This is a genomic window from Paenibacillus glucanolyticus NBRC 15330 (assembly GCF_004000885.1).
Classification (GTDB): domain Bacteria; phylum Bacillota; class Bacilli; order Paenibacillales; family Paenibacillaceae; genus Paenibacillus_AQ; species Paenibacillus_AQ glucanolyticus.
This window is the reverse complement of the sequence record NZ_BIMC01000007.1, coordinates 230,327-243,538: the sequence shown is the minus strand read 5'-3', so window position 1 is coordinate 243,538 and position 13,212 is coordinate 230,327. Positions and strand designations below refer to the sequence as shown.

Below are 13,212 nucleotides of genomic sequence, written 5' to 3'. Positions count from 1 at the left end.
GAGTTCATGCTAAATAACGTCTGCTCAGTCCGTTAGTTTAGTGTCCATACCCACCAAGGTCATGAAGTAAGCAAGCATGTAGCTGGTTAAGCTCTTAAGTTGTTTAATCAAAAAGCCCCGTGTTAGCACACGGGGCTTTTTGGCTATCTCTTTCCTGTATATGGGTTCGCCTTAGAAGCTGAGATTACGCCCAGTCACGCCGCAGCGTGAACAGGTCTTTCAGCTCATCGGTGGACAGCTCGGTGATCCAGCCCTCGCTGCTTGCGATGACCTGATCGCTGAGCTGCTGCTTGCTCTCCAGCATCTCATCAATCCGCTCTTCGAGCGTGCCCATGGAGATGAATTTGTACACCTGGACATCCTTGGTCTGACCCATCCGATAGGCGCGGTCCGTTGCCTGATTCTCGACCGCCGGGTTCCACCAGCGGTCGAAGTGGAACACGTGATTCGCGGCGGTCAGATTCAGGCCGACTCCGCCGGCTTTGATCGAGAGAATCATAACATTCGGCTGCTCATCGGCCGGAAGCGTCTGGGACTGGAACTGCTCGATCATGCGGTCGCGCGTCCGCTTGGGCGTGCTGCCGTTCAAGTACAGTACAGGCTCTCCAAGCTCTTGATGCAGCACCTGCCGCATCATCTCGCCCATGCCGATATACTGGGTGAAGATCAGGCAGCGCTCCCCTTCGTCGCGCAGCTCCTTGACCATGGACAGAAGCCGCTCCAGCTTGGCCGAACGGCCAACAACGGCTTCGGTATCCAGCAAGCCGCCGCCCCCGGGCACCTCCGGGAGCGGTTCCTTTGTAAGCAGAGCGGGATGATCGCAGAGCTGCTTGAACTGCGTCAGGGCAGCCAGGATGGCGCCTTTGCGCTCGATGCCCTCGAGCTTCTGCATGCGCTCCAGAAGGCTGTTCACCGTCTGATCGTAGAGCGCTCCTTGCTCGGCGGTCAGATGGATATAGGTCTTCATCTCGTTTTTGTCCGGCAGATCGAGCTGGATTGCGGGATCTTTTTTCTTGCGGCGAAGCATGAACGGTTTGATCAGCTTCTGAAGATCCGCCGTGCGTTGTTCGTTCCTGTCCTTCTCGATTGCTTGAATGAACCGGGCGTTGAACGCGCGCAGGCTTCCAAGATAGCCGGGATTGATGAAGTCATAGATGGACCACAGCTCCGACAGCCGGTTCTCAATCGGCGTGCCGGTTAAGGCAACACGGTGTCTTGCCGGGAGGCTTCGCACGGCGGCGGATTGTTTGGTGTCTGCATTCTTGATGTTTTGCGCTTCGTCGATGCCGATTGTTTCCCATTTCATATCCCGTAACATTTCTTGGTCGAGCGTCGCTGTAGCATATGAAGTCAGGATAATGTCGGCCTGGTAGGCCTCCTTATAGAAATCCTCGCTGGTGCTTCTTTTGCCGCCATAGTGGAGCATGACCTGAAGTGAAGGTGCAAACCGTTCCAGCTCCTTCTGCCAGTTGCCGAGCACCGAGGTAGGACAGATCAGCAGGGAAGGGAGCCGTCTCTCTTCCCGCTGCATCGTCATCTCTTTTACATGCAGCAGGTAGGCAATAAACTGTACCGTTTTACCAAGGCCCATGTCATCGGCAAGACAGGCTCCAAGGCCGTATCGCCGCAAGAAGGCAAGCCAAGCGAAGCCGTCATGCTGGTAAGTCCGAAGCTCAGCCTTCAGCCCATCCGGGACGGGCAGGCTCGGCCATTCGTTTTGCCGGCCGAGCTGGCCGATGAGCTTCACGAGATGCTCGTTCAGCTCAACCTCGAGCTTGATCCGTTCCGGGTCCTGCGCTTCCTCTCCGTTCTGCGGGGTCGGCTCCGTATCATCGCTGTTGCTAAGCAGATGGAGATGCAGAATATCCTGAAAGGACAGACCATCCTCGCGGTCCACCCCTGCCATCATCTGGCGGATCTGAGCGACCAGAGCCGGGTCCAGCGGAATCCATTGGCCCCGGAACCGGACAAGCCGTTCGTTCCGGGCAACCAGCTCCGCGAATTCGTCCTCGGACAGGGTTGCTTCCCCGATGGCGATGCGCCAATCGAAATTCACCAGTGCATCCAGACCGAACAGGGAGCCGCCGCTGCTTCGCTCCGCGTTCTCGCCTTCGCCGGAGCGTACCTTTGCCCGCAGCTTGGGCTTCTTCCGGCTGGCTGCTTCCCACCAGGCAGGCAGCAGCACAAGCCAGCCCGACTGCAGCAGCCGCTGACTGTCTACAGTCAGGAACTGCCAGGCGGCTTCGTCGGACAGAGGCTTTCCGAGCACATCATCTTCCGGTGCATGAAGCACCCTTGCCGGCAGTGCTGCTTGCAGACCTTGGAGCCAGCCGGGGGATCGCTCCTTGATATGCGCCGTCCATGTCTCCGGCCAGGAGCCGAATGCCTGGCCGTCTTCAACCAGGCGAACGGCTGCAAGCCCTGCGGCGTCCTGCTTATCTTGCAGTACGAGCTTAAGCCGCCACTCGGGGGCTTCTTCGTCCGGCTCCAACAGTTGAAGAAGCGGTCGGAATGGAGCGGTATCCGGTCGCCAACCGATTGCAGTCAGCCATTGCTTGTCATCCATACCTTCGGCTGCTGTGCGGTTTTGCGAGAAGAGGAGGGGATATTCCCTGCGCAGGTCAGCCGCCGCCTCTTCACTGCCATAGCACTGATCTTGAACAGCGGCAGAGAACGTGGCTCGCAAGCCCTCATCCCACATCTCGTCCTCGTGGAGCAGGGAGATACGGTTCAGTTCTTCCGGTGTAAAAGCCTCCGCATCCCACACCCATTGCAGCTTGCCTGACTTGAAGGCGCTCAAGCTTGGCGCGTATTTCTTGTCTTGGATGCAATTCGCAAGCGAAGGCGCAAGCTCAACGAAGGGGAGGCACGCCTCATCCCATACCCATTCAATATGCTCGAGCAGCCGCCCGTCCGCGAAGAAGGGGATTACCTGCTCGGAAGGCAGAATGACCACTTCCATATCCTGAATGGCTTGAACGGTAAGCTCTGTACCATAGAAGGAGACTTCATGCCACGCGAATAATCGATGCTTCAAATATGTCCCGGACACGTAACCACGCATGACGGTAGAGCCGTATATCACGGCATCTCCGTATTCGCTTAATGCCATATGGACTGTGATGGTTTCCGTGTGTCTGCTCATGATATCAGCTTTCCTCTCCGAAGCTCTTCCTGAAATGCGCGCAGCCTGCTGTTACGCACCGACAAAGCGACAATGAACAGATCCCAGCGCTCCTGCTGCTTGAGCTTCTTATATAGCTTGGCTAATCGCTTGAGCAGCTTGACGGCTGCTTTATAGCCGGCACGGTTCTTGTGAAGGATGTACCGTTCGACCGCCTGATGGTAAAAAGGCAGCAGCAATTCGGGCGCATTCTTCTCAATCGGGGCAAGCTCGCTGACCCGAAGCTCCAGCGGTTCCCGGCCTGTGCTTAATTGGTAGTCGATCCATTCCCGCCATCTGCCATGCGTGATTAAGGCATTCTGGTAGATGTCCTTCGAGTAAGGCAGCATAGCCGCGAGACTGTTCCACATCCGCTCAGCCTTCTCGGGCAGATGCTGAATGACGGCATCCCAGTAATATTGATAACTGCTGAGGTGCTCGTTTCGGTGACTGCCGAGCAGGGGGCCGATCTCGGGGAGCCACTGGGCCAGCCTGTCCCATTCCTGGGCGGCGTGCAGCATGTCAAAGAAGCCGAGGACTGCAGCCGGGGGAAGGCTGCTGATCTTGTCTGCTTCCCGGAGCAGATTCCAGGACGTTTCATCTTCTCCAAGATAGAAGGACATTAAGCCTTGCGCCGTAAACCATGAGGCCCGTGAGAGCGTGCTGCCGAATTCCGCTTCGGCTGTCTGAAGCTGCTCCAGCTCCGCTTGGATCAAGCTGGCATTATGTTTCGCAAGCGGATAGATCCAGTGAATCCAGAGCTGCATGTAGACCTGGGCATAAAATTTACGGTTCCTCGGTTCGCTCAGCATGCTCTGCCGGACATAGGCATTGGTCTCGGTCAATCGCTGTCCGAACGCCTCTTTGGGCTCGATGCCCTCAAGACCTTCCTTGAAGATGTGTTCCATTCGGGCCTGAATATGATCCGCAGCGATCTGCGTATGATAGCCAATGTAAGAGCCTGAGGCATTCCAGGCACTGGCGGGCTGCTTGACCAGCTTCTCCAGAATAAAGAGATGGGCATGGAGCTCGTATAATGGATCCATATCCGGCGGCATCGGCGGTTTGATGTGGTGCAGGGAGGCCAGCGCATTTTTGGCGTAAAACGAATTCTGCGTGTTAGCTCCCAGGGATGCCGTGCACAATTCAAACAGCTCATGCCATGCGGAGATCGGCAGCTCGGGCAAATGGTCTGCCTGCACTCGCCATTTCGAGGTACCGGCCGCAGGGCGTCCTTGTATGTGACCGGAGCGAGCTTCGTTCTGAGCATAAGAAGCGGCGGGGGCATACGAGGTGGAATGCGCGTTTACCAGAGCATGAACAGACCTCCCCTGAAGCTGGGCATAGTCAAGGAGAACGGCCACCATATGCTTGCAGCCTTCCTTAACGGGACAGCTGCACTCGCTGTCATTCAGGGAATGAATATGAAGCCGGGTACGGTAGGTTTCCGTCCCGTCCACAGCGGCTTCTATAATCCCGGAAGAGTCTGTCAGCTCGCTTGCATGGACACGGCCCTGCTTGTAGTATTGAAATCCCCGTTTGAGGGTCAGGTCGCTGAAATAACCGGCTGTCTGCTGAATGAGCGTCTGCCACTGTATATCATCTAACGTTAGGTTTGGGTTCATAATAAGGCGGTCTCCTAAGAGAAATCATTCTAAGTTATCCATTAAATCTATCACATTCCTATAGATGAAGAAACCAGCGGGGAATTTCTTCTTGCTGAAAAGCCCGGTAACAGCTGTACGGGCTTCTCAAGGGCACTGATGTTGTAAAGTTACTGCTCCTCCAAGGATTCGTTCGTGATGGCATCGCAGCAGGAGTAATCCACAATAATGCTAGGCTGTGCCATTGTGTTATTGATGAAATGTACGTTCCGGTTCCGTGGAAGCAGGTAAGGTTCCCTTGGATTAGGCCCTGTCATGGATGATCCATCCATGTAAAAAAGAGGCATAAAAAAGCCCCCTCTCCGAGATTTCGGAAGGAGGCTGATGTGGGCAGAAGCAGAATCTGGCGGCCTAAGGAATCAAAAAAAATCAAGCATCCGTGCCACATCTAAAAAACCGCAGAAACCCTATCCCGAAACACCCCATATCGAAGTATTACCTAGTGCAGGGACAGAATGCATAGAGCATTGGCTTTTTGGTTTATCCTTTCATTTCTGGTTCCCTGGACTTTATGACAGCATACTCCGTGGCTTCAACCCTCGATTATCCGAAGCTCCACCTTTACAGCCGTCGGTTTCTTTTCTCATCGATGTAGAGTTCAAGTGCGGTTATGGCCCGCATCATCAGCTTGATGAGCAGATACAACGCGCATAATCCAAGGAGTATGAAAAGTCCGTAAACGATAATGATCAACATCGACCATATGCCAAACATGGACATCCCGCCAAATTCCATAAACTCACCTCCCTTCAAGGTGTTTTTTTACAAGTCGATATCAAACAGTCTTGCTGCCTCATCCTGAAGATCAAGCGACAGCATGGTCTCCCGAAGCAGCTTGGATACAGGCGACGGTTGATCACGGTCCAGGACATACCAATAGTTGGCGTCACGGATGAACGCCAGTTTCGCTGCCGTGCTGGATGCATTCGACAGGTAGGTGCGCATCCGGCTTAGCTCCCTCTTCGTCTCGGCTCTGCTTGCATCGAAGTCGAAGCGTTCCGATGGCGCATCTTCGCCCATAACGCCTAATCCATCCAGCGTTAACAGGGAACAGCTCGATTCTCTTTCCCGAAGGACCTCCCGTAAATAAGGGAGAACGGCTCTGGGTTTGGCCCCGAATTCAGATCTCAGACGCTCGAAAATCTCCTTCCGGGTTTGGGTAATTGGAACGGGAGATTCCGCCTCGAATTGTGCTTCTTCCTGACGCTTCATTTCTTCATCCGTACACGCCCACCATGATTCCAGATGCTCTGCATGCGGAACCGAGACCACCAGATCCAGAAATTCCGCCATATTGCGCGCAATCAAACGAATCGGGGGATCGTTGGTTGGGGTAACGCAGACGATGGCGGCAGACTCAAGATTCTTTACCTTGCCGAAATCGGTCAAGAAGCCAAAATGAATGCCACCCCCGCCGGTTTCTGCGAAGGGAATCAAGTCAGGAGGAGTAATGGAATACGGCGCATAGGAACCGGTCATCCGGAAGCCGATCCAGCTCATGTCAAAGCCCTTTGCGGTGTATTCTTGGCTAAGCTCAAGCAAACGATGGATCACCGGAGGTATCGGGTAAGAGCCATAGGCCTGCCTTAAGGAGGAACCCATTCGGCTAATCATGAATACTTTCCGGTAAAGGCTAAACATTTTTTTCATAGGATCCTCCTGGTATTTGCATCATAGGTCTACATACCTATAAGATTAGAAGAGAGGGCAATTTCAGCATGCTTCGCATTCCAGAATATAACAATACGATCTAACTTTAACATAATGCAGGGGACGTTGTAATGAAATTTGCATATGAAGCCAAAAATACATAACTTCCGCTAAAGCAAAGAAAAGGAGGAAAATGAATTGAAGACATCCATCTATGAATTGGTGGAGACGGGAGACGAGCTGCCTTTTGACGTGTCCCTGCACAGGGTGAATTATGTACCGAGCCACTGGCATAACAGTGTGGAGATTATTTTTGTGCTGAGCGGGAATCTTGAGGTCACAGTAGGGAGTCAGCAGCACAAGCTGGCAGAGGGCGATGTGTTCCTGATCAATCCGTGTCACGTTCATGAAGTGATGGGTCTCGATCAAAACATTATCGCTACGTTTCTAATTCCCTTGTCTTATCTCAAAGAGAACATTAAGGGGATTGAGCGTATTTCGTTCCAATGCGAATCCGGAACGGTACGACCTGAGCAGCGCAGCGCGCTTGATCAAATTCTGCAATTGCTGGCCGAGATGGTGCAGCTGAGCAATAAGAAGGGGGAAGCTTACGAACTGGACATGGGCATTCGAATGCTGGCCGTATTCTCCATCCTCATGAAGCAATTTCGGACAAGCGGCTCCAGCGGCGCGATGAACGAGAAGTATATGGAGCGCATGCTGCGCATTATCACTTATATCGATGAGCACTACAGAGACGCCATATCGCTTCAGTCCCTAGCGGAGCGTGAATTTCTCTCGGTGCCATATCTGTCCAAATTTTTCAGTGAGAACATCGGATTGAATTTTCAATCCTATCTGACCAGCATTCGTCTGAAGCATGCGGTCGAAGACCTGCTGTTACGCGAGGAGCTTCCGATTGCGGACCTGGCCTTGAATCACGGTTTTCCGAATGCCAAGTCATTCTATACCGCCTTTAAGAACCGGTACCATATGACGCCGCATGAGTACCGCAAGCAGTATCGTCCGGAGATGGCCCCCCGGAAGAAGGAGGACATTTCCTCCCATTATCTGAATTTTAATCATTCGAGTGCGCTGGGCATCATCCACCAGTTTCTGGAGCGAAGCAAGTCCAGAGAGGTCCGGAAGGTGGAGACCCTGGAAACAAGAGCTTATGAAATCGATGCGGCACGGGTTGGAACAACCGTCAAACATACCTGGAAGAGCCTGATTACCATTGGAAAAGCCAAGGAGGGGCTGCATGCCGATGTACAGCAGCATCTGAAGTATGTGCAGCGGCGAAGTCCTTTTCAGTATTTGCGGTTCCACGGCATCTTTGATGACGGGATGATGGTCTATCATGAGGACGAGGCAGGGCAGCCCCGTTATAATTTTCGTTATGTGGACCAACTGTTTGACTTCTTGCTGTCCATTGGACTGAAGCCTTTTATCGAGCTGGGATTCATGCCCTCCGCTCTGGCCTCCGATCCGGACCAAACGGTATTCTACCGGGCCAGTTACACCAGTCCTCCCAAATCCGTGGATAGATGGTGTGAGCTTGTGGAGCGGTTGATTAGGCACTGCATGAACCGTTACGGAGCGGCGGAGGTGGAGAGCTGGAAGTTTGAATTCTGGAATGAGCCCGAGTTCCATATATTCTGGCCTGCCTCACAGGATGAATACAGGGCGCTGTATTTAAGGACCTATCAGACGGTGAAAAGAATATCGCAGTCGCTCCAGATCGGCGCTCCGGGAAGGATCATTACGGTGGATTCCGTCTCCATCGTTAAGGATTTTTTTGAGTTTTGCCGACATCACGCCTGCCAGCCGGATTTTATTCCGCTTCACTTCTATCCGCACGAGCGCATCGAGGATATGGTGAACGCGGAGTTTATCGGACAAATGCTCGATACCGACCCCTATTACCAGCTGCTTGAGGAATTTGGCGGGATATCGCCAAATCCTGATTTCTTGAAGGAAAGACTGAACGCTGAGCTTGAGCTGCTTGCAGCGTACGGATTGTCGGGCTGCGAGATTTATCTTACCGAATGGAATTCGACGGCATACCACCGCGAGCTCACGAACGATACGGTGTACAAGGCCGCTTATATCGTGAAGAATCTGCTCGATAATCTGGATGTTATCCATGGATTCGGGTACTGGGTCCTCAGCGACAACATTGAGGAGACCTTTCCGTCCCGGGAGTTGTTCCATGGAGGCCTCGGCCTGATTGCGCAATATGGGATCCCGAAGGCTGCGATGCATGCCTATGAGCTGTTATCGAAGCTGGGTCACACCGTACTGGCTCAGGGTGAGGGATATATCGTGAGTGCCGGAGACGGCGGGTATCAGATTCTCACGTACAATTACTGCCACTTCGACGACCTGTACGCCATGGGCGATATCTCTTTTATTGATCATACGCATCGTTATAACGGCTTCAAGCATGAGCGGACATTAAAAATAGACATAACCCTCATGAACGTTCCGGATGGCCGGTTCAAAATGGTGAAGCATACGATCGACCGCAACCAAGGAAGCAGTTATGATGCCTGGGTCGCGATGGGAGCCCCGGAATCCCTAACAAAGGAGGACGTTCAGTATCTTAAGGCGAGTTCCTGTCCCCGCCGGCACGTGTCATATGTCGATGCAGAGCCCGGGGCAGCACTAACCGTCTGCTTCAATCTTGAGCCTCACGGGGTAGCGCTCATAGAGCTGACACCTACGTATGATTGAATTGTGTCAATTCTTAATCTCCTTCTATTGAAGTTAGGAAAACGTTTACAAAAAGATGTTAAAAAAAAACGTAGAACTCTGTAAGCAGCCGCCTGTCTTGATGAAGGCGGTTTCTTTTATAATAAAATTGTAATCGTTTTCATAATAATTAGGGGGTTATATCAATGGCTGAAGCTAAGGTGAAAGGGCAGGTGCAAACATCGTTTGGCAGACTGACTTTCGGTATTATGCTAGGTTATGGCTGCATGATGCTGGCATTAATGACACCTGCAACCTTGTTGCTGACTTTCAAAATGATTGAAATCGACCCGAACGGATATACATCCTCCTATGGTCTGGTGGCAGGCATCGGGGCATTCTTCGCTCTTATCGGCAATCCGCTCGGCGGCGCCATCAGTGACCGTACGAACCTGTCGTTTGGACGGCGGCGTACATGGATTCTGATCGGTCCTTTGTTCGGCTGCGCGTCTCTTCTCATGATCGGCATGACGTCCTCGTTGTGGCTCATTATTATCGGCTGGGCGATTGCGCAATTGTTCTTTAACTTCGGAATGGCGGCGTACACCGCGCTCATCCCGGATCAGGTCAAGCAGGAGAAACAAGGCACGGTATCCGGGCTTCTGGGATTGGTGCTGCCGGTAGCGATTGCGGTCGGCATGGTCATGATGACCTTCCTGACGGATGTTTCTTCCGCAGCGAAGTGGACTTTGCTCGCGGTGATCGGAGTGGTTGGTCCAGTCCTCAGTCTGTTCCTGATCCAGGAAGGCAAAGTGGATATCGTCCATAAGCAGCAAGAGAAAATCCCGTTTGGCGAAAAGCTCAGCAAAGTCTACCCAAGCCCGCGCCGGTATCCGGCTTTCACCTGGGCGGTTATTTCGAAGTTTCTCCTGATGATGGGTTACTGCAGCAGTCTTTATTTTACCGTTATGCTGGTCAACCGGATGGGCTATACCGAAGCTCAGGCGACAGCCAGTGTGGCAACCGTGAACATCATCTCCATGGTGGCAATGGCGGTTACCAGCATATTTGGTGGGATGCTGTCGGATAAGTTCCGTAAGCAAAAACCATTTCTGTACATGTCGGCTTTCATTATGATTTTGGCCACGCTGGTCTTTGCTTTTGTTCCGAATTATCTTGCCTATGTTATCGCTTCCGCAGTTCTGGGTCTCGGTTATGGATGCATCTCAGCTGTGGATATGGCGCTGGTTGCGCGGATTCTGCCCCGCAAGGAGGATTCTGCAAAAGACTTTGGCATCATGAACGTGGCGAATGCGCTGCCGCAATCCATCGTGCCTGCGATCGCGCCGTTCCTGCTGGGTGCAGGCACCATGATGGGTATCGGGGACTGGACCTTCTTCTATATCGCCCTCTCCGTATTCATGATGATCGGGATGATATCCATTAAGCCACTGCCTGAAATCGGGGAGCCGGTTGCAACGGAAGGAGATATGAATCCTTCCCCGGACCTCACGGCACCGAGCGTACAGAACGTATAACGGAAAGTCCATAGCTGGCGCAGAGCGAAAGAGCAGACAAACTTGGAGTGGAGGGAATCACAATGAACCATCAGATCAATCAGACAACCCAAACGATCCCGGGAAATGGAGACAACATTCGCTATATCGACAATTCGGGAGGTCCTAAGCTGGGATACTCGTCCGAATCAGGTGTGGCAATTATCGAGATGGATGGACTGTATTTCAAGGATTTGAGCCGTGACGGTAGGCTGGACCGATATGAGGATTGGCGGTTGACGCCTAAGGAGCGTGCCAAGGACTTGGCTTCCAAAATGACCATAGAGCAAATCGCCGGCCTGATGCTGTACAGCAGGCATCAGTCGATTCCGGCTGCCAGCGGGGGCTGGTTCTCGGCTACCTATGGCGGTAAATCCTACGAGGAGAGCGGCGTGAAGCCATGGGAGCTGACGGATGAGCAGCTGGCCTTTCTGGCCCAGGACCATGTGCGTCATGTGCTGGTGACCACGGTCGAGAGTCCGGAAGTGGCGGCACGCTGGAACAATAAGGTGCAGGCATACGCGGAACGCACGGGACTTGGCATTCCTGCCAATAACAGCTCGGACCCAAGGCACAGCACGGATGCCAGCTCGGAGTTTAACGCCGGCTCGGGAGGACGGATCTCCATGTGGCCGGAGACGCTGGGCCTGGCCGCTACGTTTGATCCGGACATCACGAAGAAATTTGGCGAGATGGCTTCCAAAGAATATCGTGCCCTGGGCCTTGCAACGGCGCTCTCCCCACAGATCGATATCGCAACAGAGCCGCGCTGGTTCCGCTTTAACGGCACCTTCGGCGAGGATTCACGTTTGACAACCGATATGGCCCGCGCCTACGTGGATGGCTTTCAGACATCGGAGGGGGATCGGGAAATATCCGAAGGCTGGGGGTACGACAGTGTCAACGCCATGGTAAAGCACTGGCCGGGCGGCGGTTCCGGCGAGGCAGGCAGAGACGCGCATTACAGCAGCGGGAAATATGCGGTTTATCCGGGTAATAATTTTCACGAGCACTTCATTCCGTTTGTAGACGGGGCTTTTAAGCTGGAGGGCAAGACGGGAATGGCTTCCGCTGTGATGCCGTATTACACCATTTCGATGAACCAGGATACCGTCAACGGGGAGAACGTTGGCAATTCATATAACTCCTATCTGATCAAGGACCTGCTCCGGGAAAAATACGGCTACGACGGTGTTGTCTGCACGGACTGGGCGATTACGGCCGATGAGTCCGGTCCCCGTGACTCTTTCCTAAGCGGGAAGCCGTGGGGTGTCGAAGGATTGACGGTAGCAGAGCGGCATTACAAGCTGTTGATGGCAGGCGTTGACCAATTTGGCGGCAACAATGAGATGGAACCGGTGCTGGCTGCCTATCACATGGGTGTCCGGGAGCATGGCGAGACGTATATGCGTGAACGCTTCGAACAATCGGCCGTGCGCCTGCTGAGCAATATGTTTCGACTGGGGCTGTTTGAGAACCCTTATGTTGATCCGTTGGAGAGCTCCCGTATGGTCGGAAATCCGGAGTTTATGCGTGAAGGTTATGAAGCCCAGCTAAAATCGATCGTCATGCTGAAAAATAAAAATGGCGTGCTTCCCGTCGAGCGGAAGAGCAAGGTCTACATTCCGAAGCGCTTTATGGCTGCAGGACAGGATTGGTTTGGCAACCCCACGCCGGAAAGCCTGGAGTATCCGGTTAATCTGGACATCGTGGCCAAATACTTCGAACTCGCGGAGCATCCGGACGAGGCGGATTTCGGGCTTGTCTTTATTAGTACGCCGAAATCCGGAACCGGGTATAGCCAAGAAGATGAGGATCAGGGAGGCAACGGCTACGTGCCGATGAGCCTGCAGTACAAGACGTATACGGCAGAGCATGCCCGTGAAGTGAGTCTGGCCGGTGATACACGGACAACGGATGTGCTGAACCGTTCCTATCGGGGCAAATCCGTTACGCCTCAGAATGCGGCCGATCTCGACATGGTACTGGAAACGAAGAAAGCGCTGAACGGCAAACCGGTCATCGTATCCATGCTGTTGTCCAATCCGACTGTGGTTGAGGAGTTTGAAGCCGAAGTGGATGCGATTCTTGTGAATTTCGGCGTTCTGGATCAAGCCATCATGGAGGTGCTTGCGGGTGAAGTGGAGCCGTCAGGCCTACTGCCCATGCAGATGCCGGCCAATATGAAGACCGTGGAGGAACAGCTTGAGGATGTGGCGTTTGATATGGAATGCCATACCGACTCCGAGAATCACACCTATGATTTTGCCTTCGGTTTAAACTGGAAGGGTGTCATCGAGGATGAACGCACGGAGAAATATCGGAAGCCGCGTCCGTAGGCCTGACAGTTATCCGATCATGATCGCATAGATTTCCTCCGACCAATCCGGGTGAGCCGCTCAAGTGATGATATGCTTGAGCGGCTTATTTTTTGCGTGACATGGACAACCAATACCGGTCAACTTGCGTCTTAGTTATATACGAA

General features: G+C 53.2%; 8 protein-coding genes. 3 read left to right on the top strand and 5 right to left on the bottom strand.

The window, feature by feature from the left end:
• Nucleotides 1-184: 184 nt before the first annotated feature.
• The 5 genes from PGL02S_RS13610 to PGL02S_RS13600 all read right to left on the bottom strand — a co-directional run bounded on the left by PGL02S_RS13610 (nt 185) and on the right by PGL02S_RS13600 (nt 6,477).
• Nucleotides 185-3,145: a DEAD/DEAH box helicase gene (locus PGL02S_RS13610; protein WP_036644042.1), complete on the bottom strand. Its 2,961-nt coding sequence runs from the start codon at nt 3,143-3,145 to the stop codon at nt 185-187.
• The gene (locus tag PGL02S_RS13605; protein ID WP_036644041.1) at nt 3,142-4,788 is read right to left on the bottom strand and encodes an SWIM zinc finger family protein; all 1,647 of its coding nucleotides are present in this window, start codon (nt 4,786-4,788) and stop codon (nt 3,142-3,144) included. Before PGL02S_RS13605 ends, PGL02S_RS13610 begins: the two co-directional genes overlap by 4 nt.
• 149 nt (nt 4,789-4,937) lie before the next feature.
• Entirely contained in the window at nt 4,938-5,114 is a 177-nt protein-coding gene (locus PGL02S_RS28200; RefSeq protein ID WP_006207810.1) for a hypothetical protein, read from the bottom strand.
• Between the two features lie 274 nt (nt 5,115-5,388).
• Nucleotides 5,389-5,562, bottom strand: a complete 174-nt coding sequence (locus PGL02S_RS28195; RefSeq protein ID WP_164481469.1) for a hypothetical protein — start codon at nt 5,560-5,562, stop codon at nt 5,389-5,391.
• A 27-nt stretch (nt 5,563-5,589) separates the two neighbouring features.
• On the bottom strand, nt 5,590-6,477 hold the full coding sequence (locus PGL02S_RS13600; protein ID WP_036644040.1) for a hypothetical protein: 888 nt from the start codon (nt 6,475-6,477) through the stop codon (nt 5,590-5,592).
• 198 nt (nt 6,478-6,675) lie between these two features.
• Here PGL02S_RS13600 and PGL02S_RS13595 point away from each other — a divergent pair, with 198 nt between their 5' ends.
• From PGL02S_RS13595 to PGL02S_RS13585, 3 genes are all read left to right on the top strand, one after another.
• Nucleotides 6,676-9,213: a GH39 family glycosyl hydrolase gene (locus PGL02S_RS13595; RefSeq protein WP_036644039.1), complete on the top strand. Its 2,538-nt coding sequence runs from the start codon at nt 6,676-6,678 to the stop codon at nt 9,211-9,213.
• 164 nt (nt 9,214-9,377) lie between these two features.
• Nucleotides 9,378-10,709, top strand: coding sequence for an MFS transporter (locus PGL02S_RS13590; RefSeq protein ID WP_036644038.1), 1,332 nt, complete (start codon nt 9,378-9,380; stop codon nt 10,707-10,709).
• A 62-nt stretch (nt 10,710-10,771) separates the two neighbouring features.
• Nucleotides 10,772-13,066, top strand: a complete 2,295-nt coding sequence (locus PGL02S_RS13585) for a glycoside hydrolase family 3 protein (protein ID WP_051449346.1) — start codon at nt 10,772-10,774, stop codon at nt 13,064-13,066.
• The last annotated feature ends 146 nt before the right edge of the window (nt 13,067-13,212 follow it).